Below are 25598 nucleotides of genomic sequence, written 5' to 3' on the forward strand. Positions count from 1 at the left end.
GGCGCCGTCAGGCGGAGCCAAGGAGCAACTGACGCTCCTTCAGCTTGTGGAGACGATCCCGCAGCCGCGCGGCTTCCTCGAATTCGAGATTCTGGGCGGCTTCGAACATGGCATCCTCGACCCGCGAGACTTCTTTCAAGAGATCCCTAGGCGATAAATCGTTCAGATCGTAGACCGCGGCGCCCTCCGCCACCTGGCGCTCGTTCTTGCGCCGCTTGCTCTTGCCCCCCGGGGCCTGGGCGGCCTCGAGAATATCGGCCACCGAGCGGGTCACGGTCGTCGGGGTGATCCCGTGCTGCTCGTTGTGCGCGATCTGCTTGTTGCGTCGCCGCTCGGTTTCTTCCATGGCGCGGCGCATCGAGTCGGTGATTCGATCCCCATAGAGAATCGCCTTACCGTGCGCGTTGCGCGCCGCACGGCCCATGGTCTGGATCAGCGAGCGCTCGTTGCGCAGGAAGCCTTCTTTATCAGCATCGAGTATCGCCACCAGCGACACCTCGGGGATATCAAGCCCCTCACGCAGCAGGTTGATGCCGACCAGCACATCGAACTTGCCGAGCCGAAGGTCGCGGATGATCTCCACGCGCTCGACCGTGTCAATATCCGAATGCAGATAGCGGACCCGCACGCCGTGCTCGTCGAGGTATTCGGTAAGATCCTCGGCCATGCGCTTGGTCAGGGTCGTTACCAGCACGCGCTCCTCGACTTCTGCTCGCAAGTGTATCTCGGAGAGCAGGTCGTCGACCTGGGTGGAAGCCGGGCGGACCTCCAACTGCGGGTCGAGCAGGCCGGTCGGGCGCACCACCTGTTCCACAACCTGGCCCGCATGCTCGGCCTCGTAGGGACCGGGAGTGGCCGACACGAAAATCGTCTGGGGCGAAATCGACTCCCATTCCTGAAAGGTCATGGGCCGGTTATCCAGTGCCGAGGGCAGCCGGAAGCCATATTCCACCAGGGTTTCCTTGCGCGAGCGGTCGCCCTTGTACATGCCGCCCACCTGGGGAACGCTGACGTGGGACTCGTCGATGAACAGCAGCGCATCGGCCGGCAGGTAATCAAAGAAGGTGGGCGGCGGCTCGCCAGGGTTGCGACCGGACAGGTAGCGTGAATAGTTCTCGATGCCGTTGCAATAGCCCAGCTCCAGCATCATCTCGATATCGTAAAGGGTACGCTGTTCAAGACGCTGGGCTTCCACCAGGCGCTCATGCTTGCGCAGCCAATCGAGCCGTTCGACCAGTTCGGCCTTGATCGCGTCGATGGCGCCGAGAATGGTTTCGCGCGGGGTGACATAGTGCGACTTGGGATAGATGGTCATGCGCGGCACCCTGCCCCGCACCTCGCCGGTCAAGGGATCGAATAGACTGATCGTGTCGATCTCGTCGTCGAACAGCTCGACACGCACCGCCTCGTCCTCGGCATCCGCCGGGAAGATATCGATTACGTCACCGCGCACCCGATAGGTGCCACGCTTGAAGTCCATGTCGTTGCGGGTGTACTGAAGCTCAGCCAGCCGGCGCAGGAACTTGCGCTGATCGATCAGCTCGCCACGCGTGAAATGCAGGCGCATCTTCAGGTACTGGTCCGGGTCGCCCAGGCCGTAGATCGCCGATACCGACACCACGATCAGCGCGTCGCGCCGCTCCAGCAACGCCTTGGTGGCCGACAGGCGCATCTGCTCGATATGATCGTTGATCGAGGCATCCTTCTCGATGAAGGTGTCCGATGACGGCACATAGGCTTCAGGCTGGTAGTAATCGTAGTAGGAGACAAAATACTCGACGGCGTTGTCGGGGAAGAAGGCCTTGAATTCGCCGTAGAGCTGGGCGGCCAACGTCTTGTTGGGCGCCATCACAATGGTCGGGCGCTGCAGGCGCTCGACCACGTTGGCCATGGTGAAAGTCTTCCCGGAGCCGGTGACACCCAGCAGCGTCTGATGGGTAAGCCCCGAGTCAAGCCCGCCGACCAGGCCTTCGATGGCCGCGGGCTGATCGCCGGCGGGCTGGAATTTTGACTGCAAACGAAACGGCTTGCTCATGGCGTCTCCCGGACGAAGCGGGCGCCATGATGGCGCCCGCACATGCTATAGACTCCAGTTCGCGTCAGGCGTGAGGCTGGGTAGTCCGCGTGGTGACTTCTACAGTGGAACTGGTCATCAGTCGATGTATCGGACACTTATGACTGATCTCCTCCAGCCGCGCCCGTTGCTCAGGGTCCTCGATTCCGTGAAAGGTCATCCGCACGTCGAGTCGGTAAATGCCATGGCGTTCCTCGCTGTCATCGCGATTGACCGTGACGCTGACCCGTTTCAGAGGCCACTCCTTGCGCCGCGCATACATTTGTGCCGTGATGGCCTTGCAGGCGCCGAGCGACAGGTCGAAGTAATCATGGGGGTCGGGTGCCGTCCCTTCGCCACCGAACGCCTCCGGCACATCCACAAAGAGGTCGTCGAAGCCGTCGAGCTCCACGCACTGACGGTAGATATGGTTGCGCTCGCTGGTGACTTCAATGGGCTTCTTCTTCATCCTTTACCTCGTGTGATCGGGTAACACTGCGTGGTCAAGTCACATTGATGGGCAGGTCGAGGGCTTCCACCACCTCGACCAAGGTGTCTCGTCGAACACGGCCTTCGACCTCGGCGCCGTATCTACCCACCTCGACACTCTCGACACCATCGATCAACATGAGCGCAGTCGTGATGCGGTTGATCTGCTCGGCGCTCTCGATGCCCTCGAAACCAAGCGACTGATGCGCCATACACATCTCCCTCCTGACTTGGCATGCCTGACAAGGTTCCAAGTCTAGCATGACCACAAAACTGCAAAGTGGTTGCAATGCCGTACCCGAGCCCGCATTGAATGACATGAACGATTCCTCTCATCGCAAGGAGCCACCGGAAATGACCGATTGGATCGCTGCCACCGGCGGCCGGCTGGAAGCCGAAAACCGGGTCTTGTTCGACACCCCCGATCAGGCCCGCCTGGCCCTGGAAAATACGATATTGACCCCGCTGGCCCATCTTGGCGTGCTCGACGTAGTCGGTAGTGATGCCGAGACATTTCTACAGGGGCAGACCAGTGCCCAGGTGGCTCTGGCCGACGGCGACTTCGCGCCACTGACCTGCTTTTGCACCCCCAAAGGCCGCATGTTGGCCAATGCCCAGCTATGGCGAGTCGCCAAGGATCACTATCGGTTGCTGATGCATACCAGCCTGCTCGAGCCGCTGGCCGAGCATCTGGGCAAGTTTGCCGCCTTCTACAAGGTCAACCTCGACATCCGCGACGATCTGGCGCTGCTGGGTCTGGTCGGCCGCGAAGCGGCGGCGCTGGCCGAGGTACGCTTCGATGTTGTACCGCCCCGGCCCTGGCACCAGACAGCCAACGATGATCTGCAGTTACTGGCCCATCCCGGCCCGCGCCCTCGCCTGCTGGCCTGCCTGTCCGCCGAGCGGGCCATAGAGGTCTGGCAACGGCTGAGCGAACATGCCACACCGGTCGATAATGCTGTCTGGCGCTTGCACGACATCCAGGCCGGCCTCGCGTGGCTGGATGCCAACCAGCGTGATGCCTACCTGCCGCAGATGATCAATTGGGAGGCCCTGGGCGGCATCAGCTTCAAGAAGGGCTGCTATACGGGCCAGGAAGTGGTCGCTCGGGCGCACTTTCGTGGTCAGGTCAAGAAGCGCCTGGTCCGGGCCCAGCTCGACGGCAATCGACTTCCCGCCCCCGGCAGTGCTATCGAGGATGCCGACGGCAAACGTCTCGGCGAGGTGTTCTGCGCCGAGTTGGATGCCTATGGAGAAGCCGAAGTGCTGGCAGTGATCAGCACGCGCGAAGCGGCCCTGCCGTTGAGTGTCGCGGGCCAAAAGCTCAAGCTGCTGAAATTACCATACGAGGTGGAGCGGCTGGACCCCGAGAGCCTCGCAGCCCGAGGCTGAACCTCAACGCTGGAACAGACGCTTGGCGCTGGCGGTACTGTGAGCCGCCACCTGATCGATCGTTTGCTCACGCAGCCTCGCCACATGCTTACACACCTCGGCAACGTTGGCCGGCTCGTTGCGCTGGCCTTGGAGGCCGGCAAGCGGCATGTCGGGGCTGTCGGTTTCCAGCACGTAGCCTTCATCCGGCAGTGAAACGACCGCGCGATGAAGACGCTTGGCGCGCTTATGGGTCAATGCCCCGCCGAGTCCCAGGGTAAAGCCGAGGTCGAGAAACTGGCGGGCCTGTTCGGGGGAACCGGAAAAGGCGTGAATCAGCCCGCCGGCCGGTAGATCAAGCTGACGCAAGCGCTTGGCTACCCTGTCGTTGGCCTGTACGCAGTGAATCACCACCGGCAGTTGGTATCGCTTGGCCAAACGCAACTGAGCATCGAAGAAGAGCCACTGGTCGTCGAGCGTGTCGGCAAGACGCGCATCGATGCCGCACTCGCCGACGGCAACGACCTCGGGGTGGGCGCCCAAGGCTTGATCCAACGCCTCGAGATCCGACTCGCGATGCTGGTCCATGAAGTAGGGATGCAGTCCCAGACAGACCTCGACGTCATCGCGCTCACCAAGCGCCAGCACATTATCCCACCGTGCTCGGGTCGTGCCCGGCACCACGAAACGGCGCACATCTTCTGCCCTGGCCCGCTCGAATACCGCCTCGCGGTCGGCATCGAAGTCGGGGAAATCCAGGTGACAGTGGGCATCGATCAGCATGAGCATCGATCCGTAGGGTAAAGCATCAGTGTTCGCGTGTGGGCTGGAAACGGATCGCCGGCCAGCGCTCCTGGGTCATCTGCAAATTGACCCGGGTGGGCGCAATATAGGCCAGATAACCGCCGCCATCGATAGCCAGATTAGTGCTGGCCTTGCGCTTGAACTCATCGAGTTTCTTGTCATCTTCACTGTAGACCCAGCGAGCGGTATGTACATTCACCGCCTCGTAAAGGCAGTCGACCTTGTATTCTTCCTTCAACCGGTGGGCGACCACATCGAACTGCAGCGTTCCTACTGCACCGAGGATCAAGTCGTTGTTGTCCAGCGGCATGAACACCTGGGTCGCGCCTTCCTCGGAGAGCTGTTGCAGACCCTTCTGCAAGGCCTTCATCTTCAGCGGATCCTTGAGTCGCACGCGCTTGAACAGTTCCGGAGCGAAGTGCGGGATGCCGGTGAAGCGCATGTCCTCGCCCTGGGTGAAGGTATCGCCGATCTGGATGGTGCCGTGGTTATGCAGGCCGATGATGTCACCCGGCCACGCCTCCTCGACCTGCGAACGGTCCGAGGCCATGAAGGTCAAGGCATCGGCAATCTTGATATCCTTACCGATACGCACGTGGCGCATCTTCATGTTGCGATCATACTTGCCTGAACAGACCCGCAGGAAGGCGATACGGTCGCGGTGGTTAGGGTCCATGTTGGCCTGGATCTTGAAAACGAAACCACTGAAGCGCTCGTCGTCGGCCTCGACGGTACGCATATCGGTATCGCGAGGCTGTGGTGTCGGCGCGTACTCGACGAAGCCGTCGAGCATCTCGCGCACGCCGAAGTTGCCCATGGCGGTCCCGAAATAGACCGGCGTCAGCTCGCCACGCCGGTACGCTTCCAGATCGAACTCATGCGAGGCGCCACGCACCAGTTCGATTTCCATTCGTAATTCCTCGGCCTGTTCCTCGCCTAGCACCTCGTCCACCTCAGGGCTATCGAGTCCCTCGATACGCTTGTCGTCGGGGATACGGCTGCCCTGCCCCTGGGTATAGAGATGAATGACGTCGTTCTGCAGATGATAGACGCCTCGAAAGTGGCGCCCCATACCGATCGGCCAGGTCATGGGCGCGCACTGGATGTTGAGCACCTCCTCGACCTCATCCATGACCTCGACCGGGTCGCGGGTATCGCGATCCATCTTGTTGATGAAGGTCAGGATCGGCGTGGTACGCAGACGGCAAACTTCCATCAACTTGATGGTCCGCGCCTCCACGCCCTTGGCGCAGTCGATGACCATCAGCGCCGAATCCACAGCGGTGAGGGTCCGATAGGTGTCCTCGGAGAAGTCCTCGTGACCCGGTGTGTCGAGCAGGTTGACGATGCGCCCGCCGTAAGGAAACTGCATGACCGAGGTGGTCACCGAGATGCCGCGTTCCTGCTCCATTTTCATCCAGTCGGATGTGGCATGGCGGTCGTTGCGTTTGCTCTTGACCGAGCCGGCCATCTGGATGGCATTGCCGAACAGCAGCATCTTCTCGGTGATGGTGGTCTTGCCGGCGTCGGGGTGACTGATGATCGCGAAGGTTCTGCGCAGCCCGACTTCACGGGCCAAGGTGGGGTTTGACATCAATACTGTGCCTGGTCGGGTCTCGAATGAATTCTCGAAAGGTTGCCATGATAGCGCGACAGGCCAGCGGGCTGCACCCCGGCCATTGCGCAAACCACTGCCAAGCAGGCTAGGCTGAGCATACGCTCCAGAGAGGTACTCCAATGAAGTTGGTCTACGACGGTCAATGCCCGATGTGCCAGCAATATATACGCGTGCAACGCATCCGACGTGATCTCGGCGAGCTCGAACTCATTGATGCCCGTGACAACAGTGCCGCGAGGGACGAGCTGACTCGGCTCGGCATTGATCTGGACGAAGGCTTCGCATTGAAGATCGGCGAACGGTGGTATCACGGCAGTGAGGCGCTGCACCGGCTCAGCGTGATGAGCACCCGTAGCGGTCTTGTCAATCGCGCTATGGCGAGCCTCTTCGCCTCTCCCGAGCGATCCGCACGCTTCTATCCGCCGCTCAAGGCTGGCCGAAATGCCCTGCTGAGGCTCCTGGGTCGCGCCCCCATCCATAATCTGCGCAAGTAACTGTCCCGCTTTCCCCACTTGCTGTTCCCAGCATTATCATCAACCTTGTTATTAGGTTTACTTTCCATCAAGCCGTCAGGTCAGCCTCTGAACCGCCATGACGGGGTCTTACGGGGTTATTGTTGGCCCGAGCAGAGCGATCTTTCAAAGGATTGAACGCCCAAGCAGCTTGGGCCTCCCATGGCTCAAGCATCTTGAGATAAGAGCAATCAAGGAGATTCTCATGAGCCGTTTGTATTTTCTGACGCCGGATCTGGACACCACGGTCAATATCACCCATGAGCTGTATGACCTCAATTTGACCAAAGAGGAAATCCACGTCGCAGGCCCCGCCTGGGAGCAGCTCAAGGAGCAGGGGGTGAATGTCGCCACCCTGCGCCATACCACTGATGTGGGCAATGCGGCAAAGCGTGGTGTCATTCTGGGTATCTTGCTGGGGTTTGTGCTGGGGCTTATCACTCATTACTTTCTCGACAGGGCCATGGGCGATGTCAATTTCTGGCTGGTCACCTTGGGCATGACGGCGTTTGGCGGATTGTTCGGTGTCTGGAGCAGTACTCTCGTCGGGGTGGCGGTGCGTGATGTCAAGCTCGACGAATACGATGAAGCGATCGAAAACGGTGCCTTCCTGATGATGGTTGACGTGCCCGAAGGGCGCGAAGACGAGATCAATGCGGTCATTCACCGCCATCACCCCGAGGTGGTCATCGACAAGGCCAGTCCCAAAGAAAAGAGATTCTGGGGGCAAGGCCAGTAATATTCATTGACATTTCCGCTTACAGCTTGATGGAGACGATGCGCTGCCCTGAATGCCGAGACAGCGCATCAATCTTACTGTCGTGAGACGCTTGGCAAAATACTAACAAGCCCTTTTATTAACGAAAGCACTTCCTATAAAAGCGCTGCATGACTTGTTTCGTTGAGTCGGGAGTCATCAAGAGGAATTTCCTGCGAAGTTTCCGCATGGCCACCCTTACCAAGTGTTGTTTGCCGTTCTTGGCGACCGACCCCATACCCGGATGACACATCTCGCTTGATTCCAGGCAGAAAACGGGCTTTCCTGAATGCTCTGCCACCCGTCTCGCCATTAGTTCTTTTTTCGCAAAAAACAGCCTGGCTATGGAGCTTCCATAATGATTGGCTAGCTGGGCGGCATATTCTTCAAAGTCCTCGGCCTTCCGCGTTGATGATGCATCGCTCATTATCAAGTGATCGTGCTCTATGTTGTGCTTTTCCAACCAACGCAGCGTTAGCTCACGATATTCTTCGCTACGATGGGTCACGATAGTATGCAGCTTGTAGGTCGGTAGGACGAGCGGCTTGGCATTCATGAGGTAATCTCGATACCGTTCCTCTTCCTGGATAACTCCTCGGTCAGGTTCAAGACATAACACCCCCTCAAGCTCCACGTATGAACTACCCAGTACGGGATGATGGAAGATATTCCACTGGAAGACTCTCGGGCCAGGCGCTATTTCAAAAAATATATCGATGAATTTAATACTATCCCTTTCGACATAGATGGCCAGACGAGTCACTTGACGCGATGTTCTGTCTTTAATTTGCTCAAGTGCTGCTCGTATCGAGCGGCCCGTCATGACGCTATCATCCACAAGTAATATCTTTTCGGCATCCCATGCAGTATTCAGTGTCCTCGCGCCCTTTCTGGTGATACCGGACTTTATACTCGCATTATTAAGAAAAGAGTTAAGGTCTGTACAGTTAACGTTAAGCAACAAACCTATCATATAGGCAGGAATCATTCCGCTGCGGGGAATACCGACCACCAGATCGTAGCCTTCCCCCTGTAGCTTATGGATATTATTTTGAATATCCTGACCCAGATCCTTATATGACTTAAATTTCATAGCCTGACCTTGCTGAATTTTTCAATAAGATTTTCTTGTATAACACAATCAAGAAAAATTAAAAAAATAGTTAACTAAGTACCAAAAAAACCGTTAAGTATGATCATTAATTACACTCAATATCCACATAGATATGCCCTCTAAAAACGAGGTTAGCACGCTTCGACCTGGTGGCGAAAAAACATTTCTCCAATATGACAGAAAAAATACTTTTATCTAAAAGGCCGATCACTTTTTTATATCATGATTTTTCGGATGCATGAGAATGTCTCTCCTCACGCTATGCCATGTTTAAACAACTAATTATTTTAAATTAACTATCTAATACTTTTGTTCATTGTATTGGTAACTCTTAAACCAAGTGATGCTTCTCTGACAACACCCAGCAAACAATGTTTCTCAAACATTAACACTGGCTCGCTCGACGCATTATGCCTCGAGCAAGATAAACCATGTGTGCCGTGATTTTTACACCTGTCCTGAAAAGGGTAGTGATCTCCAGGCGTTCAGGCACTGGCTTTATCGGTGAGACGCGTGAGATCGGGTATCATCTGGGGTTCGTGCCCCCTTGGAGTGACCATGCTCGCCGCCCTGCCCCTGCCGCTTTCCACGCCCAGCCGGAACCTAGTGCGCCTGACCTTCGTACGCGGCATCACCTGGACCGGTTTTCTTGCCGGCATCATCATCGGTATCGAAGTGCTGAGTTTCGAGCTCGACGTGACCATGGTCATCACAGTGATCGTGAGCATGGCGTTGATCAATATCACCACCTGGTGGCGTCTCGGCCGCCCACGTGCAGTCACGCATGGTGAGTATCTGATCCACTTGATGGCCGATGTCGCTGGGCTGTCCCTGCTGTTCTACTTTACCGGCGGCTCCACCAATCCGTTCATCACCTACTATCTCGTGCCGGTCACCATTGCCGCTGCTACCCTGCCCTGGCGTCATGCCTGGACCGTCGCCGGGGCAGCAATGCTGGCCTACACCATCCTCTTGTTTCACTTTCAACCGGTACCTCAGCTAAGCCAAGGCCCTGCCAGCGGCGGCCCCCTTAACTTGCATGTGTTGGGCATGTGGCTGAATTTTGGCCTTTCGGCGGGACTTGTGACGTTTTTCATCTTCAAGATGGCCCACGCCTTGCGCAGCCGCGATCAAGCGCTGTCGCGCACTCGCGAGGCAGCATTGCGCAACGAGCAGGTGCTGGCCGTGGCTACCCAAGCGGCCGGTACGGCTCACGAGCTTGGGACACCGCTGTCGACCATGGCAGTGCTACTCAGCGAGATGCGTGAGGAGGCACGAGGCAATCCTGTCCTCGAGAAGGACCTAGCGGTGCTGCGCGATCAGGTGGATACCTGCAAGTCGCGATTGCGTCATCTTGTGGAAAACGCCGACCAACGACGCATGGCCAAACCCGAGATTCTCGACGCCGATCTATGGCTGACTGGAGTGGTTCAGCGCTGGCTGGTGCTGCGGCCCGATGTCAGCTATCACCTTGATGTTGCCGATCGCCGTGGTCGACCCTGGCTGGCAATCGATGCCACCCTTGATCAGGCACTGACTAACCTGCTGAACAACGCTGCCGATGCCAATCCGGACGATATACACATTCATCTGGATTGGACGGCTAAGGATGTGATCATCGATATCCGTGACCACGGCCCCGGTGTGGCCATGTCCATCGCCGATCAGCTAGGCGAAACCTTTATCTCCACCAAGAGCAAGGGCCTGGGAATGGGACTCTTCCTGACACATGCCACCATCAACCGCTTTGGCGGTGGTGTCAGCCTGTACAATCATCCTGAAGGCGGGACCTTGACCGAGGTAACCTTGCCACGCAGTAAGCCTGCTGCCTGACGACGAATGATCGTTAACATCCCTGCGAGGACGCCATGCGAGAGAGCACTCAACGCCTGCTGATCATCGACGATGATGAGATGTTCTGCCACGTGCTTGATCGGGCCATGAGCCGGCGCGGGTTTGAAGTGCTGGTGGCGCGCAATGCCAGCGAGGCACTGACTCTGGCCCGACGTCACCTGCCAGAAATAGCTACATTGGATCTCAAGCTTGAAAATGAATCCGGCTTGAAACTGTTACCTGAGTTATTGGAACTAGTGCCGCACTGCCGAGTGGTCGTGCTCACCGGCTATTCCAGCATTGCCACGGCGGTGGAGGCGATCAAGCTGGGCGCGGTAAACTATCTATGCAAGCCGGCCGATGCCGACGAGATTCTGGTCGCCCTCGAGAGACAGCAGGGCGACCCTGACACTGAGGTGGCGGATAACCCGCCGTCGATCAATCGTATCACCTGGGAACACATTCAGAAGGTGCTACAGGAGCACGACGGCAATATCTCGGCGACCGCCCGCGCCCTGGGGATGCACCGGCGTACCCTGCAGCGCAAGCTGCAAAAGCGGCCGGTACGACGCTGAGGATTAACGCAATTACTGGGCTGTCCAGCCCAGGTCAATATTCCAGCTGGATCCGGTCACCGCACCGGCCGCATCCGACGCCATGTAGGCAACCAGTTCGGCAACTTCGGAAGGCTCGATCAGGCGCTTGATGGCTGCGTTCTTGAGCATGATCTGCTCAATCACTTCCTGCTCCTGCATGCCGTGCATCCTGGCCTGATCAGCGATCTGATTATCGACCAGCGGGGTTTTCACATATGCAGGACAGATCGCATTGGCAGTAATGCCCTGAGCACCACCCTCCAGCGCCGCCGTCTTGGTCAGACCGATCATGCCATGCTTGGCACTGATATAGGCCGACTTGCCGGGCGAAGCCACTTGAGCGTGAACCGAAGCGATATTGATAATGCGCCCCCAGCCGTTTTCGCGCATCGAAGGCCAGACCGCCTGGCTCAGCAGGAAGGGAGCGGTGAGCATCAGATCGATAATCCGTCGCCACTGCGTCTCGGGAAACGACTCGATGGGAGCGACGTGCTGGATGCCGGCGTTATTGACCAGAATGTCAACTCGGCCGAAGCGCTTGATGGCATCGGCCGCCGCTGCCTTACAGGCCTCACCATCGGTCAGGTCCGCCTGAAAGAAAGCCGCCCCCATCGATTCTGCAAGCGCCTTGCCATCTGGATTGAAATCCACTGCCAGGACCTGATGGCCCAATTCCCGGAAGTGGCGGACCACGGCCTCGCCAATACCACTGCTGGTGCCGGTCACCAGGGCAACGCGGGGAGTGGCTGCACTCGATGTCATGTATCTCTCCTTAACTTTGCATTTTAGGGTAAGGATGTGTATTCAGATCAAACGTCGGCAAGCGCTTGCCATGCCTTCAGCATACGGATGCGGCCAGGATGGCACCAGTCAGCCATCATCGGACGTCATGACGCGCTCCATGAGCTGTTGGGCCAGGCGACTGGCCTGCTGCAGCGACTCGACATCCGAGAGATCATCAAGCACCTGGCAGCGCCAGAATCCGAGACCTGGTTCGAGACGTTCGGCAGCAAACCAATAATCTCCCGAAGGCAGCGCGACTCGACGTGTCGCCCCAACGTCCGGTGGCAAAGCCTCAGGATCCTGGGACAGCATCGCCAGCGACAATGATAGTGGCGTGATAAGCGCCCCCAACAGCTCGTCGCCTAACGGCTGAAAACACAAGGCATCGACGCCGAGTCGTGGGTTGAAATGCGGCTCTTGCTTGGCCGCTTTGAAGTGATGGCGTGTCCAGGCATCGGCAAGCTGGCGTAGCCGGCCATATTGTTCGGGACTCAAGGCCTGCATCGTTTCCTCCCTTGGTTGCCTCCATGATACCCATCCCGGGAGGCGTTCGGCAGCACTGTCGCGAGCTGCTAGCATAAGGCAACCCTCCCGCTGCCGATGAGTTGAAGCCCATGACCCCTGCCGAGCGCCTGAAAATCACCGTGAATATCGCTGAAGAGGCGGGCCGCATGATCGTCAAGGCTCGTCAGGAACAGAGCTTCGCGCACCGCTACAAGGACCAGGGACGCGAACTGGTCACCGATGTCGACGTGGCGGTAGACACGCTGATCAGTGAACGCTTGCAGGACCATTTCGGCGACGAAGCGCGCCTCAGCGAGGAGCTGGCACCCGATCAAGATGCCCTGGGACGGCAAGGTCCGCTCTGGGTCATCGACCCGATCGACGGCACCGTCAACTTCGCCCATGGCCTGGTCCATGTCGCGGTCTCCATCGCCTGGTTGCTCGATGGTCAGGTTCGTATCGGCGTGGTGCACGCGCCATTTCTCGGCGAGACCTTCACCGCCATCGCCTCGAAGGGCGCGTGGTGCAATGACACTCCTATTCAGGCCAGTGCTAGCGAGGCGCTAGAGCGTTGCCTGGTTGCCACCGGCTTTCCCTATCGCCGCGACAGCCGTCCACCCCTGATGCGACGGTTCGCCGCCGTGCTCATTCGTTGCCAGGATGTGCGACGCAACGGGTCGGCGGCATTGGACCTGTGTGATGTCGCTTGTGGTCGCCTCGATGCCTATTACGAGAGCGTCTCGCCCTGGGACTTCGCCGCCGGCTGGTTGGTCGCCCGTGAAGCGGGCGCCCGTACCGGGCATCTCTACCCTTGCCCAGCGGGAATTCCCGAAGATCTGTTCGGTGAGAACCTACTGGTTGCAAGCCCGGCGATCTATGACGAACTCGGCGAGTTATTGCGCCTCGCCGATGACGGCGACGCGACTTTCGGCTAGGCGTCACCTAAGCGGAATAGCTCATCAAGCCGGACACAAGCTTTGCGAAATAGCGTGATGTTATGGACAGGCTAGTCGACTGCTATTGGCCGCAAGCTTCACTTCTCGCCATAATAAGCGTCAATATTTCTTGACCTTTCCTTTTCAACCTTGAAGTGCGCCACCTCGGCGCCAGGAGATCTTGCATGTTCGTGGTCATTTTCGGCCGTCCCGGCTGTTCTTTTTGTGTACGCGCTGTACAGCTGGCGAAAACCCTCGAAGCGGCCAGCGCCATCGACGGTTTTCGCTATGTTGATATCCATGCCGAAGGCATTACCAAGGCCGATCTGGGCAAGACCATCGGTAAGCCGGTGCATACCGTGCCGCAGATTCTCATCGATGAGACGCATATCGGAGGATTTACCGAGTTCGACCGCTATGTGCGCGATCACAACCTCCAGGCGTTAGCCAGCGCACGCTGAGCTAGCCCTCTTCCTTCGTCACGTGTTGCTGATGCCCGTGCCGTTGTCGCCCGACAGCGGCGACGGCAAGTTTCCTTGTCTGTGAAAGCGTCATCTCCTCGTTGAATGCTCCCATGCTTCCTCTGCCTATACTTTTGTCCGAAGCGTTACGGCGAGAGCCAGAGCATCACGACAGAGGGATATGCCACGATGCAGCGGGAAGAGTTCATCCAGCAGCTATGGCTGGACTACATCCATCAGCACCCCGATATTGGTGGGCTGAGACTCTGGCCGGTCGATGCGCCGATAGAGTACCTGGCGCTGCTTACCCTGAATCATGGCGAATATGCCATGGACAGTCTATTGCCGATGCTGGCACTTCTTGGCTACCGCCGTGTGCATCGCCATGCCATGGCCGACCGAGGCCTGCTGGTATCCTTGCTCGCACCTCCTGATAATGGCGCCTGGCTGTTGCTGACCGAATTACAACTCGGCACCCTGTCGCGTCATCCTCGCGACACACTCAAGACATTAGTATCAACACACGCCGCGCCGACGGCACAACGCGTCGAGAACCTGCTGTGTCATGGTCGCCCCTGGCCAATGCCTGACTGGTCGACTTACCAAACGTTGTATCTTGCCAACCCCCTGGCCGGCTGGCTGGCGGTCATGGGGCCACGCCTGCATCACGTCGGCTTTGACTGCGCGCAGTTGGGCTCTGATATCGAGATACTGGATCAGAAGATGAATCAGGCAGGGCTCAATGGCCACAGCAACCGCCATCAAGGAGTGTTTCCTGTATCTCCTCTTCTCGATTTTCGTTTCTACCCGACACGCTCTCGACGCATGGCATTTGCGCAGGGCGATGAGCATCGCATCGAACTGGGCGGCCTGGCCTTGGTGCAAAAACAGGTCAGTGCCAACCAGGAGCGCACCTCGGAGCTGTTGCTGCCACACCATACTCGTTGTGAAATGTCCTGACAGCAGCACCACGAAATCCTCTCATCCACAGAATCTGTGGATAACGCTGTGCAAGAGACAAGCGCAAGCGGTGACAAGCACCGAAACGACCGGCTTGAGCGAGACTGGTCAGTTTTTCATCATCGATAGGTCGACCACCCTTCGAAACGCATGACGGCCCGAATAAATCTTATCCGGGCCGTCATGCGTTATTCAGCCAAACGATCGATCAGACGTCGAAAGTCATCTCCGGCACATGATCGGGAACGATCAGCTTGCCGGCGGTCTTCTCGATAATCTCCTCGACGCTGATGCCCGGCGCGCGCTCCTTGAGGATGAATGTGCCGTTCTCGATTTCCAGGTAAGCGAGATCGGTCAGCACCCGGTTGATGCAGCCCGCGCCAGTCAGCGGCAGGCTACAGGACTCCAGAAGCTTGGATTCGCCATGCTTGGAGGCATGCGTCATGGTACAGATGATGTTCTCGGCGCCAGCGACAAGGTCCATGGCCCCGCCCATGCCCTTGATCAACTTGCCAGGGATCATCCAGGAGGCAATGTTGCCGTTCTGGTCGACTTCAAACGCGCCCAGCACGGTCAGGTCGACGTGACCGCCGCGGATCATCGCGAAGGATTCGGCCGAGGAGAAGATCGCGGCGCCTGGACGGGCGGTGACCGTCTCCTTGCCGGCGTTGATCATGTCGGGGTCAAGTTCATCCTCAGTGGGATAACGCCCCATACCCAGCAGGCCGTTCTCGGACTGCAGCATCACGTCGATGCCACCGGGAATGTAGTTGGCTACCAGGGTCGGGATGCCGATCCCGAGGTTGACGTAGAAGCCATCTTCGAGTTCACGCGCTACACGCTGCGCCATTTGCTCACGGGTGAGTGCCATCTTGTTGCCTCTTGTGTTCGGTCAGAGAAGCGGTCGCTTGCCAAGTCCCGGCGAACTGGGCCGGTACATCCTGCTCTGGGGATCACCCCTGATGCACGGTGCGCTTCTCGATACGTTTCTCGAAGGTGCCCTGAATGATGCGATCGACGTAAATACCCGGAGTATGGATCTGGTCGGGCTTGAGTTCGCCGGGCTCGACGATCTCTTCGACTTCCACCACGGTGATCCTGCCGGCAGTCGCGGCCATCGGGTTGAAATTCTGGGCTGTGTCGCGATACACCACGTTACCGTAACGGTCGGCCTTCCAGCCCTTGACGATGGCGAAGTCGCCGACCACGGATTCTTCTAGAATATAGTGACGTCCGTTGAACTCGCGAACCTCCTTGCCCTCACCGATGGGCGTGCCATAGCCGGTGGCCGTATAGAAGGCCGGTATGCCGGCACCCCCTGCGCGCATTTTCTCGGCCAACGTGCCCTGGGGAGTCAGTACCACCTCGATCTCATCATTGAGCATCTGCCGTTCGAACAAGGCGTTCTCACCGACATAGGAGGCGAAGATTCGGCTGATCTGGCGATCTTCCAACAGCAGGCCCAGGCCGAAGCCGTCGACGCCACAGTTGTTGGAATAGACTGTCAGATCCTTGACGCGGCGGCGCTTGATCTCGGCAATCAGGTTCTCGGGGATACCGCAGAGCCCGAAGCCGCCGGCGATCACGGTCATGCCGCTCTCGATACCGTCCATCGCGTCTTCATAGGAGTACACTCGCTTATCGAATCCGGCCATAGTGGCGCCTCGTGTTGTTGTGACATGAGTATTCAGCGTAGTCGTCGCCAATCAATATGGCGTTGTCTGACCAGTGTTGTTCGTCAGGATATATTTGTTAAGTTTGTTTTTTTTATCGATTAATTATTTCTCCAAATAAATTACACCTTGGTAGCATGCCATGACCGTCAAACAGCTGCGTGCCTTTCTTGCCGTGGCCCAGACCCTGAGCTTCACCCAAGCCTGCGAGGTGCTGCACCTCTCGCAGCCCGCTCTCAGCCTGGCCATCAAGGGCCTGGAGGAAAGCCTGGGGGGCCGCCTGTTGATCCGCAGCACCCGCAGCGTGCGCCTGACTCCCGAAGGCGAATCCCTTGTCCCGCTGGCCAAGCGTCTGTTGGCCGACTGGGACAACACCGAAGAGATGCTGCGCCAGCGCTTCACGCTGCAGCTTGGTCGTCTCTCGGTCGCCACTATGCCCTCCTTCGCCAGCAACCTGCTGCCGCCAGTGCTGATGGCCTTTCGGCGCCGATATCCCAGGGTCAATATCACGGTCCATGATGTAATCAATGAGCAGGTCATCGACATGGTGCGCAAGCGTCAGGTGGAACTCGGCATCGCTTTCGAACCCGAGGCCACCGGCAGTCTTAACTTCACCCCGCTGTTCATCGATCGCTTCGTCGCCGTGGTACCGTCAAGCTCGATGCTTGCCAGCCATTCCCGGCTTGAGTGGTCGACGCTGCTGACCCATGATTTCATCGCCCTTCAGCGCCCTTCCATGGTACGCCGACTGCTTGACCAGCAGCTCGGTGAAGGGAATATTCATCTGCCGATCGCCTTCGAAAGTCACCAACTGGCCACCGTCGGCCGGATGGTTGCAAGCGGCTTGGGGGTCAGTGCAGTACCCTCACTGTGTATCCGTCAGATGCAGGAACTTGGTGCGGTCTGCCTACCGCTTACCCAGCCGGTCATCGAACGCGCCGTCGGCGTGCTTACCTACGGCACTCACGAGCTCTCGGTCGCAGCCTTGGCACTGCAAGAAGTACTTGCCGAGACGATCGATACCCCCATGCTCGAATCGCGACGTTGATAGCCGCGTCTGGGCACCCCGGGTGTGATCCTTTAGCATGAGCGCTTTCGCATCCTGCCGAGGAGTCCTGGCATGTCGTTGCTCAAGGGGATCGCCAGCGCCTTGCTGCTGGCCCTCAGCACGCTTTTCTGGGGGGTGCCATTGATCCTGCTGACACTCCTCAAGGTGATCACACCGAGCCGCCCGCTACGCCGGCGGGTCCTGGAGGGCCTCAACCGGGTTGCTCTCAACTGGATCGGCACCAACCTGTGGTGGATGCGCCGTTGGCTGAAGCCGACTCTCGATATCGAGTTGCCCGAGGGGCTGAGCCGTGACCAGTGGTGGCTCGTGTTATCGAACCATCGTAGCTGGACCGACATCTTCCTATTGTTTTTTGCCCTGCACCGCCGCATTCCCATGCCGCACTTCTTCGTCAAGCGCCAGTTGATCTGGATCCCTGTCGTTGGCCTGGCCTTCTGGGCCATGGAGTTTCCGATGTTACGTCGCCTGACGCGTGAAGAACGTGACCGCAATCCCCAGCTGGCAAGACGGGATCGTGACGCCACCGAGCGTATGTGCCGCCATGCCAGGGAGCGACCGATTGCCATCTACAACTTCGTCGAAGGTACTCGCTTCACGCCGTCCAAGCAGGCCACCCAGGCGTCGCCATACACCCACCTGTTGCGTCCACGCGCTGGCGGTATTGCTCAGGTGCTGAATCTGTTGGGAGACCGCCTGGATGGCATCCTCGACGTCACCCTGCGCTACGAAAACCCCCAGCCAAGCTTCTGGGGCTTCCTCTGTGGGCGCGAAGGTGGTGTGACGCTGCATGCGAGACGACTGGACATCCCCGCCTGGATGACTCATGGCAATTATCATGATGACCCGCTGACCAAGGAACGCTTCCATTCATGGCTGAATGCCCTGTGGCAGGAAAAGGACGACGTCCTTTCACACTCCCGATAGCTCGCGCAACAACTCTGGTACTCATGCTTATGCTGCTGGCTGGCTGCGCCTCTAGTGCCGACAGGGCAACACAGCGCGATGGCACGACCATGGCAGGTAGCTGGATCAGCGTGCAGCGTGGCGACACCCTTGGGGAGTTGGCGCGTCGTGGTGGCGTCCCGCTCGAGCGCCTGCAACGGTTCAATCCTGGCGTTGACTCGCGAAGGCTCGCGGTCGGTCAACGCCTGTTGATGCCGACCCATAACGAGCGTGCGCCAGCAAACGGCCCCTATCGTTATCAGATCCGCCCCGGTGATACCTATACCAGTATCGCCAGACGCTTCAATACGCGCGCGTCTCACGTGCAGGCGGCCAATTCCAGCATATCGGCCACTGCGCTCAAGGTCGGCCAGATTATCGCGGTGCCTCTCAAGGGTGGCTCAGGGGCCACAAACCAGGTCAACACCGGCGGTGGGAAGGCCAGCGATACCAAGACAAGAGTTACCAAGACCAGCCCTGCCAGTGCATCGACCCGACAGGCCAGCTTGCCCGATCCGGGAAACTTGCCAGCTTCGGCCCGTCGATGGCCCTGGCCCTTGCAGGATTACCGCATCGTCAGACGCTTCGGCAACGACAGCCGAGGCACGCTACAGCCGATGCTGCTGGCGACGGAACGCGGCGCCCGCGCGACGTCGGTGGCCGATGGCGACGTGCGCTTTGCCGACAGCATGCGACAGCTCGGCGAGGTGGTGATCGTCCATCACGCCGACAACATCCAGAGTGTCTATGCCCTGTGCGAGGAGCCCCTCGTCGCCAACGGCGATCGGGTCAGCCGCGGTGACGAGGTGTGCGAGGTTGGTTACAGCAACGCCTACGAACGCTTTGACCTGCTCTTCGACTTGCGACATGGAGGCAAGCCCATCGACCCACATCAAGTCCTGCGATAAGTCAGCATTCCCGGTTGAGGTCATGGACTTTTCATCGGCATGTCGCCGGGTTGTCATCCTTTAGCACCATTCTCGTCCTTGACGTGGCCCCGCCAGGGCCTGCAACAGGACGAGGCATTTCATGCGCATCGCGCTGGTCAGTGAGACATGGTCACCCGATATCAACGGCGTGGCCCATACCCTGAAGCAGATCAGTAATGAGCTGCGCAACCGCGGCCACGCGTTACAGCTGATCCGACCAAGGCCTGCCGATGGCAGCCATGCTCGCGCCGATGGCATGCAAGCCGAGCTCCAGGTGCGTGGCATATCGGCCCCGAGATATCGCGAAGTGCGCTTCGGCATGCCCGGCACGCGCGCCATTTCCCGTCTCTGGCGCGAGCAACGACCCGATGTTATCTACCTCGCGACCCAGGGCCCGCTGGGATGGTCCGCGCAGCGCGCTGCGCACCGCTTGTCCATCCCGGTCGTCGGGGGCTGGCACACCAACTTCGATCACTATTGTGCCGATTATGGCCTCACCTGGTTGACTCCGCTGGTCAGACAGCGACTGCGCACCTTTCACAATCGCTGTGCGGCCACTCTGGTGCCCACCCACCAGCAGGCCAACAGCCTCAGCGACCAGGGAATCGACCATCTTCGTGTCATGGCTCGCGGCATCGACGGGGAGTGTTTTTCTCCTGAAAAGCGCGACCCTGCACTGCGCCAGCGGTGGGGTGTCGGCGCCCATGAGCCGGTGGCGTTGCACGTAGGTCGACTCGCCCCCGAAAAGAACCTCGACCAGTTGCGCGAAACCTTTCAAACCATGCTCGCTGCACGGCCGGACCTGAGGCTGATCATCGTCGGTGACGGCCCGGGCCGGCAGGCACTTCAAAAAGCGCTGCCCGAGGCACACTTCACCGGCTTTATCAATCCCCAAAGCCTGACCCGTCATTACGCCAGCGCGGATATCTTCGTCTTTCCCTCGCTTTCGGAAACCTGGGGGAATGTCGTGCTGGAAGCCATGGCCAGCGGCCTCGCGGTGGTGGCGTATCGGCATGCGGCCGGGGATGAGCTGATCGACAACGACGTCAACGGCGTTAGTCTGGCAACCGACGATGCGGAGGGATTTCGCGAGGCGGCGGCGCAGCTGTGTCTCGAGCCGGCCCGCTATGCCCGGTTGGGGCGAGCCGCAAGGACCCGCGCCCTGTCCTACCGTTGGTCGGCCATCACCGATGATTTCCTCGCCACCCTCGAATTTGCCCGGGAGAGCCGACATGAAACCACGAGCCCCTATCATGTTTGACCGTCTCGACCTGCTCGAATGGCAACTCTGTCATCGCATGGCCGGCTTGAGCATTCACCGCCCCTGGCTTGCCGCCCTCAGGCTCGCCAGCAAGCTGGGAGACTGGCCGGCATGGGTCGTATTGATCGCGCTGCAACCCTTGCTGCACGGGGCTCTTGGGTGGGTTTACCTGCTCCAGTACAGCGTCACGGCATTAATCGCTATTGGCGTGTATCGGCTGCTCAAGACACGCCTGTGCCGTGAGCGCCCCTTCATCACCTTCGACGGTTCCATCGTCTGCACCGAACCCGCACGCGACCGCTACAGCTTCCCCAGCGGCCACACCATGCATGCGGTGATGTTCTGCCTGCTCACCGCCAGTCACAGCCCTTGGCTGTTGGTCCTGTTGTTGCCACTGTCGCTATTGATTGCCATCTCCCGAGTCGGCCTGGGATTGCACTATCTTTCGGACGTCGCTGCTGGCGCCTTGATAGGCACGGCTTTTGCGTGGGCGAGCCTGCAATTGGCCGGTTAGACGCTGTCCCGGCCGTCCGGCCCATGGCATGCTGAGGCCATGCCATGTCCCGACTCTCATCTTATCCTGGCTTTGCCTTCGCTTTACCGACACGACGTGCTGCTCGGGGAACCGGCAGCCGGTTCGGCTTTAGCGTGCCTGAATGAAACGCTCGACTGGCAGCAGCCACGCTTGCGCCTCTACGGGCGCGAACATCCCATCCCGCGGCGCCAGGTGTGGATGGGAGACGCCGACGCCCGCTACCGCTACTCAGGGCAGCACTTCTCGCCCGAGAACTGGCATCCTGTTGTCATGGACATCCGTAATGCGGTGATTGAACGGCTCGGTCGCGCGGGCATCGACGCCGACTTCAATAGTGTCCTGCTCAACCGCTATGCGACTGGCCAGGAGCGCATGGGGTGGCACAGCGATGATGAGCCCGAACTCGGTCCGGACCCCTTGATCGCCGCCGTCAGTCTTGGATGTGAACGTCCCTTGCGGTTTCGCTGGAAACATAAGGGAAATGCCGCTTTCAATGTCTGGCTGCCCCATGACAGCTTGCTGGTAATGGGTGCTGGTGTTCAAGCTCGACTCCAGCATGCGCTTTTGCCTCGCAAGCTGTCTGGGCTGCGCATCAGCCTGACATTTCGCTTGATTCATTGCTGACGATGTTCCGCTATGACTGAGCGGAAAAAGTCACTTCAAAAGAAAAGGCTACTCCTCACTTAAAGCAGCCTTGTGATTGGACTCAGCTAGATAACGGTATAAATAAACCAAGAAAATTCTTGTGTAGCCTCAGCCACGGTGGTAACCCGGCGTGAAAAAGGGCATTTTGCTGACGATCATGGGCAAACGCTTGCCTCGCACGTCGGCAAACACTTGCGTGCCCACCTGGGATTGCTCGATACCCACATAGCCCATGGCCACTGGCTTACCGATGCTGGGTCCGAACCCACCCGAGGTCACCACCCCGATAGACTTGTCATCTTCGGTGTACAGCTCGGCGCCCTCGCGCACCGGCGCACGGCCCTCACCGAGCAGTCCCACGCGCTTGCGATGGTGATCCTTCTCTGCCACTTGGTGCAGGATGATGTCGGCACCCGGAAAGCCACCGGGGCGCTCACCACCGCGGCGGCGTGGTTTGCCGATCGCCCAGATCAGTCCCGCCTCCACCGGTGTGGTATGAGCATCGATATCGTGCCCATACAGACAAAGGCCAGCCTCCAGCCGCAAGGAATCCCGAGCACCCAGCCCGATAGCTTCCACTTCCTGCTCGGCCAGCAATCGACGCGCCAGGGCCTCGGCGTTTTCGGCGGCAACGGATATCTCGAAGCCGTCTTCGCCGGTGTAGCCACTGCGGCTGATCCACACCTCGATACCACCGATCGAGTAACGGCCATGTTGCATGAATACCAGATCACAGGCCTCCGGGCAGCACCGCTGCATCACGGTTGCCGCCGCGGGTCCTTGCAAGGCCATCAGCCCACGATCGAGCACCTCTACCTCATGCTCGCCAAGCCCTCGCCGCAAGTGGGCAACATCCTGGTCCTTGCAGGCGGCGTTGACCACCAGATAGAGATATTCACCGGCATTGACGATCATCAAATCATCAAGAATGCCCCCTTCTTCGCTGGTGAACAGGCCATAGCGCTGCATGCCGTTGGCCAATCCGACCAGATCGGACGGCACGAGCGTCTCGAGCGCCTCAGCCGGATGCGGTCCTTTCACCAGTATCTGGCCCATATGCGACACATCGAACAGGCCGCAGGCTGCTCGGGTATGCTCATGCTCCTTCTTCACGCCCAGTGGGTACTGGACTGGCATTTCGTAGCCGGCAAAGGGCACCATCTTGCCGCCGAGTTCTACATGCAGCGCTTGCAGTGGGGTTTGTTTCAATTGGCTCATGTTGTCATCACTCATGATGGAAAACGGTTTCCCGATGCAGGAGAGATGCCGATCGGACACCTCTCCTCGGGCATACCAGTCAGGATTTGTCGTGATCGAGTTCTTCGCCTGGCAGGATCTCCTTGCCGTCGAAATAGTCTCGAGCCAGCTTGAACACTACCGGCGACAGCAGCCCCAGCGCGATCAGGTTGGGAATGGCCATCATGGCGTTGAAGGTATCGGCCATCAGCCAGATGAAACCCAGCTGCGCCATGGCACCAAGCGGAATCGCCAGAACGAACAACACACGATAGAGCATGATCGAACGAGTGCCGAAGAGGAACTGGAAGCATTTTTCGCCGTAGAAGGACCAGCCCAGGATAGTGGTGAAGGCGAACACCGCAAGCGCCAGCGATACGATCTGGTTACCCATCCCTGGCAGCGCCTCGTCGAAGGAGAGCGCGGTCAGAGATGCCCCGGCCTCGCCGGTTTCCCAGACCCCTGCGGTCAGGATGACCAGGGCAGTAATGGAGCAGACGATGATGGTGTCGATGAAGGTTCCCAGCATGGCGATCAAACCCTGCCGGACCGGGTTCTTGGTCTGTGCCGCGGCGTGGGCGATGGGCGCACTGCCCAGGCCGGCCTCGTTGGAGAAGATACCGCGCGCTACACCGAAGCGAATCGCCGCCATTACTGCCGCCCCCGCGAAACCACCCATGGCCGCATGGGGGTTGAAGGCGTAGTAGAAAATCATACTGAAAGCCTCGCCGATCTGACCGGCGTTGATGACCAGCACGATCAGGCCGGCGAACACGTAGAGAATGCCCATGATCGGCACCAGCTTGCCCGCCACCTTGGCGATACGCTTGATGCCGCCGAGAATCACGGCACCAGCCAGTACCATGATCACCACGCCGGTAATCCAGTGGGGAAAGCCGAAGGTGGAACTCAGCGCATCCGCCACGGAATTCGACTGAACCGTATTACCGATGCCGAACGCAGCCACGGCGCCGAAGAACGCGAAGGCACCGCCCAGCCATAGCCACTTCTTGCCCAGGCCATTCTTGATGTAGAACATCGGACCACCGACGTGATAGCCCGTGCTGTCGGTTTCTCGATAGCGCACCGCCAAAACCGCTTCGGCAAACTTGGTAGCCATGCCCACCAAGGCCGTGATCCACATCCAGAACACCGCTCCCGGGCCACCCAAGGCAATGGCTGTCGCCACACCGGCGATGTTGCCAGTGCCGATGGTCGCCGACAATGCGGTCATCAAGGCATTGAAAGGGGAAATTTCCCCTTCATCCAAGACCTTGGCCGTTTCACCTGGCCGAGGCTTGCGATCCCGCCCCTGCCACATCAGCCTGAATCCCATACCGAGCTTGCGAATCGGCAGGAATTTCAGCCCGAGCTGGAGATAAAGCCCTACCCCCAACAGCAGGATAAGCATCAACGGCCCCCAGACCACGCCATTAATGGCCCCAAAGATATTGTTCAAGGTTTCCACGAGCGCCTCCCTTTTCGTTTGTACTTTTCACTTGAATTTTCATTAGACGCTGGGCCTTGCCTCCTAGCCTGACAAGACTCAACAGATGATCCTGTTGTCCGAACGTCCATTCATGACAGGAAGTTCAATCAGTTCCCGGATACCTTAGCGGAACATGTCTGTCCGAGACCAGGCAGGCGGAACGAAACGACGTCATTTTTCACGGACCGAGATCGACGCCAATTCAGCATGAAACATTTTTCGTATCGGAAACAAGCGCTGCCCGAACCCTATGCAGCGTACAGGGTATTAATTTCCCCACGCTGTCGCCCTGCCAAGGAAGCGTTAACGGCACATGGTTCACAGCAATGCCGCGATGCCACCCACCTTGCAGAATAGGAATAAAATCCACACAAGGGCCCAGGTTTTCCATCAGTGGAAAGTGAATGGCTTCGATGGCTGGACGCCGAGTCGTGTCCGGGTCACCCTGAGGGGTGGCTCTCTAGTGGCCCGCATGCCTCCGAGAGGCCAAGGTCAGACTCGCCAAACGTCGTCAATGACGTTAGCATTCGGATATTCTATAAACCTTTTTCGTATAGGAAACCGAGATGAGCACGATTCCTACCAATCTGCGTTATGCCGAGACACATGAATGGATTCTGGACAACGGTGACGGCACCGTTACGATCGGCATCACGGATCATGCCCAGCAGGCCCTGGGCGATGTGGTGTTTGTTGAGTTGCCAGAGGTCGGCACGCAGCTGGAGCACAAGCAAGAGTTCGGGGTGATAGAATCTGTCAAAGCGGCTTCCGACCTCTACGCACCGGTGGCTGGCGAGATTCTCGAGGTCAACGAAGTACTCGAGGACGCCCCCGAAACCCTCAACGAATCCCCCTATGAAGACGGTTGGCTCATGAAGGTACGACTCGAGGACGTCAGTGCACTCGACGCCCTGCTCGATGCCGACGCTTACCAGGCGGCTACCGACGCCGAGGATTGATCCAGTTTTAGCTATCCGCCGCCCCGAGCCGCTGACCGGGGCGGTTTTCCATGACCCGGGGCTCTGACCC

27 protein-coding genes are annotated in these 25598 nt (G+C 58.8%); 15 read left to right on the forward strand and 12 right to left on the reverse strand.

The features are described 5' to 3' along the window. Positions 1–7 precede the first annotated feature (7 nt). The 3 genes from uvrB to BM341_RS00600 form a co-directional block, all read right to left on the reverse strand. Complete coding sequence (gene uvrB, locus BM341_RS00590) at positions 8–2035, reverse strand: excinuclease ABC subunit UvrB (protein WP_089791869.1); 2028 nt, start codon at positions 2033–2035, stop codon at positions 8–10. Between the two features lie 64 nt (positions 2036–2099). Beyond that, a complete protein-coding gene (locus BM341_RS00595; RefSeq protein WP_089791871.1) occupies positions 2100–2522 on the reverse strand; it encodes an OsmC family protein in 423 nt (140 codons plus the stop codon). Positions 2523–2556: 34 nt separating this feature from the next. Continuing rightward, positions 2557–2754, reverse strand: a complete 198-nt coding sequence (locus tag BM341_RS00600; RefSeq protein ID WP_089791873.1) for a hypothetical protein — start codon at positions 2752–2754, stop codon at positions 2557–2559. A 142-nt stretch (positions 2755–2896) separates the two neighbouring features. Between BM341_RS00600 and ygfZ the strand changes: the two genes are divergently transcribed. Continuing rightward, the gene (gene ygfZ, locus BM341_RS00605) at positions 2897–3934 is read left to right on the forward strand and encodes a CAF17-like 4Fe-4S cluster assembly/insertion protein YgfZ (protein WP_089791876.1); all 1038 of its coding nucleotides are present in this window, start codon (positions 2897–2899) and stop codon (positions 3932–3934) included. Positions 3935–3937: 3 nt separating this feature from the next. Here the strand turns inward: ygfZ and BM341_RS00610 are convergent, their stop codons facing one another. Next, complete coding sequence (locus BM341_RS00610) at positions 3938–4696, reverse strand: TatD family hydrolase (protein WP_089791878.1); 759 nt, start codon at positions 4694–4696, stop codon at positions 3938–3940. A 25-nt stretch (positions 4697–4721) separates the two neighbouring features. Beyond that, entirely contained in the window at positions 4722–6311 is a 1590-nt protein-coding gene (locus BM341_RS00615; protein ID WP_089791880.1) for a peptide chain release factor 3, read from the reverse strand. 143 nt (positions 6312–6454) lie between these two features. Here BM341_RS00615 and BM341_RS00620 point away from each other — a divergent pair, with 143 nt between their 5' ends. Both BM341_RS00620 and BM341_RS00625 read left to right on the forward strand, forming a co-directional pair. Continuing rightward, complete coding sequence (locus tag BM341_RS00620) at positions 6455–6829, forward strand: DCC1-like thiol-disulfide oxidoreductase family protein (RefSeq protein WP_089791882.1); 375 nt, start codon at positions 6455–6457, stop codon at positions 6827–6829. Between the two features lie 223 nt (positions 6830–7052). After that, entirely contained in the window at positions 7053–7586 is a 534-nt protein-coding gene (locus tag BM341_RS00625) for a cytidylyltransferase family protein (protein ID WP_089791884.1), read from the forward strand. Between the two features lie 118 nt (positions 7587–7704). On the opposite strand, the gene BM341_RS00630 is transcribed toward BM341_RS00625, so the two are convergent. Beyond that, positions 7705–8697, reverse strand: a complete 993-nt coding sequence (locus BM341_RS00630) for a phosphoribosyltransferase family protein (protein ID WP_089791886.1) — start codon at positions 8695–8697, stop codon at positions 7705–7707. A 579-nt stretch (positions 8698–9276) separates the two neighbouring features. Here BM341_RS00630 and BM341_RS00635 point away from each other — a divergent pair. Next, a complete protein-coding gene (locus BM341_RS00635; protein WP_089791888.1) occupies positions 9277–10551 on the forward strand; it encodes an ATP-binding protein in 1275 nt (424 codons plus the stop codon). 35 nt (positions 10552–10586) lie between these two features. After that, complete coding sequence (locus BM341_RS00640) at positions 10587–11126, forward strand: response regulator transcription factor (RefSeq protein ID WP_089791890.1); 540 nt, start codon at positions 10587–10589, stop codon at positions 11124–11126. A gap of 12 nt (positions 11127–11138) precedes the next feature. Here BM341_RS00640 and BM341_RS00645 read toward each other — a convergent pair whose 3' ends face one another. Then, positions 11139–11909 (reverse strand): 3-hydroxybutyrate dehydrogenase, encoded by a 771-nt coding sequence (locus BM341_RS00645; protein WP_089791892.1) that lies wholly within the window; start codon positions 11907–11909, stop codon positions 11139–11141. A gap of 108 nt (positions 11910–12017) precedes the next feature. Further along, positions 12018–12434 (reverse strand): [NiFe]-hydrogenase assembly chaperone HybE, encoded by a 417-nt coding sequence (hybE, locus tag BM341_RS00650; protein WP_175507759.1) that lies wholly within the window; start codon positions 12432–12434, stop codon positions 12018–12020. A gap of 110 nt (positions 12435–12544) precedes the next feature. On the opposite strand from hybE, the gene BM341_RS00655 reads away from it, so the two are divergent. From BM341_RS00655 to BM341_RS00665, 3 genes are all read left to right on the forward strand, one after another. Next, positions 12545–13369 carry an inositol monophosphatase family protein gene (locus BM341_RS00655; RefSeq protein WP_175507760.1) on the forward strand — a complete coding sequence of 275 codons (825 nt, stop codon included), beginning with the start codon at positions 12545–12547 and terminating at the stop codon, positions 13367–13369. 185 nt (positions 13370–13554) lie between these two features. After that, positions 13555–13830, forward strand: a complete 276-nt coding sequence (locus BM341_RS00660; RefSeq protein WP_089791898.1) for a GrxA family glutaredoxin — start codon at positions 13555–13557, stop codon at positions 13828–13830. Positions 13831–14019: 189 nt separating this feature from the next. Continuing rightward, positions 14020–14790, forward strand: coding sequence for a VOC family protein (locus BM341_RS00665; RefSeq protein WP_089791900.1), 771 nt, complete (start codon positions 14020–14022; stop codon positions 14788–14790). Between the two features lie 208 nt (positions 14791–14998). On the opposite strand, the gene BM341_RS00670 is transcribed toward BM341_RS00665, so the two are convergent. Then, positions 14999–15661, reverse strand: coding sequence for a CoA transferase subunit B (locus BM341_RS00670; protein WP_089791902.1), 663 nt, complete (start codon positions 15659–15661; stop codon positions 14999–15001). Positions 15662–15743: 82 nt separating this feature from the next. Beyond that, entirely contained in the window at positions 15744–16445 is a 702-nt protein-coding gene (locus tag BM341_RS00675; RefSeq protein WP_089791904.1) for a CoA transferase subunit A, read from the reverse strand. Between the two features lie 160 nt (positions 16446–16605). On the opposite strand from BM341_RS00675, the gene BM341_RS00680 reads away from it, so the two are divergent. The 6 genes from BM341_RS00680 to BM341_RS00705 all read left to right on the forward strand — a co-directional run bounded on the left by BM341_RS00680 (position 16606) and on the right by BM341_RS00705 (position 21823). Beyond that, a complete protein-coding gene (locus BM341_RS00680) occupies positions 16606–17511 on the forward strand; it encodes a LysR substrate-binding domain-containing protein (RefSeq protein WP_089791906.1) in 906 nt (301 codons plus the stop codon). A gap of 72 nt (positions 17512–17583) precedes the next feature. Then, positions 17584–18456: an acetyltransferase gene (locus BM341_RS00685; protein WP_089791909.1), complete on the forward strand. Its 873-nt coding sequence runs from the start codon at positions 17584–17586 to the stop codon at positions 18454–18456. An 89-nt stretch (positions 18457–18545) separates the two neighbouring features. Then, a complete protein-coding gene (locus tag BM341_RS00690) occupies positions 18546–19382 on the forward strand; it encodes a LysM peptidoglycan-binding domain-containing protein (protein WP_245784108.1) in 837 nt (278 codons plus the stop codon). Positions 19383–19503: 121 nt separating this feature from the next. Then, the gene (locus BM341_RS00695; RefSeq protein ID WP_089791913.1) at positions 19504–20664 is read left to right on the forward strand and encodes a glycosyltransferase family 4 protein; all 1161 of its coding nucleotides are present in this window, start codon (positions 19504–19506) and stop codon (positions 20662–20664) included. After that, positions 20636–21178, forward strand: coding sequence for a phosphatase PAP2 family protein (locus BM341_RS00700; protein WP_089791915.1), 543 nt, complete (start codon positions 20636–20638; stop codon positions 21176–21178). The genes BM341_RS00695 and BM341_RS00700 overlap by 29 nt, the downstream gene beginning before the upstream one ends. Before the next feature lie 39 nt (positions 21179–21217). Beyond that, entirely contained in the window at positions 21218–21823 is a 606-nt protein-coding gene (locus BM341_RS00705) for an alpha-ketoglutarate-dependent dioxygenase AlkB family protein (protein WP_089791917.1), read from the forward strand. A 129-nt stretch (positions 21824–21952) separates the two neighbouring features. On the opposite strand, the gene gcvT is transcribed toward BM341_RS00705, so the two are convergent. Together gcvT and BM341_RS00715 are read right to left on the reverse strand one after the other, a co-directional pair. Continuing rightward, the gene (gene gcvT, locus BM341_RS00710) at positions 21953–23062 is read right to left on the reverse strand and encodes a glycine cleavage system aminomethyltransferase GcvT (RefSeq protein ID WP_089791919.1); all 1110 of its coding nucleotides are present in this window, start codon (positions 23060–23062) and stop codon (positions 21953–21955) included. A gap of 79 nt (positions 23063–23141) precedes the next feature. Next, positions 23142–24548, reverse strand: coding sequence for an alanine/glycine:cation symporter family protein (locus BM341_RS00715; protein WP_089791921.1), 1407 nt, complete (start codon positions 24546–24548; stop codon positions 23142–23144). A gap of 587 nt (positions 24549–25135) precedes the next feature. On the opposite strand from BM341_RS00715, the gene gcvH reads away from it, so the two are divergent. Beyond that, positions 25136–25528, forward strand: coding sequence for a glycine cleavage system protein GcvH (gcvH, locus tag BM341_RS00720; protein WP_089791923.1), 393 nt, complete (start codon positions 25136–25138; stop codon positions 25526–25528). Positions 25529–25598 lie beyond the last annotated feature (70 nt).

It is taken from the genome of Halomonas korlensis, assembly GCF_900116705.1.
Lineage (GTDB): Bacteria > Pseudomonadota > Gammaproteobacteria > Pseudomonadales > Halomonadaceae > Halomonas > Halomonas korlensis.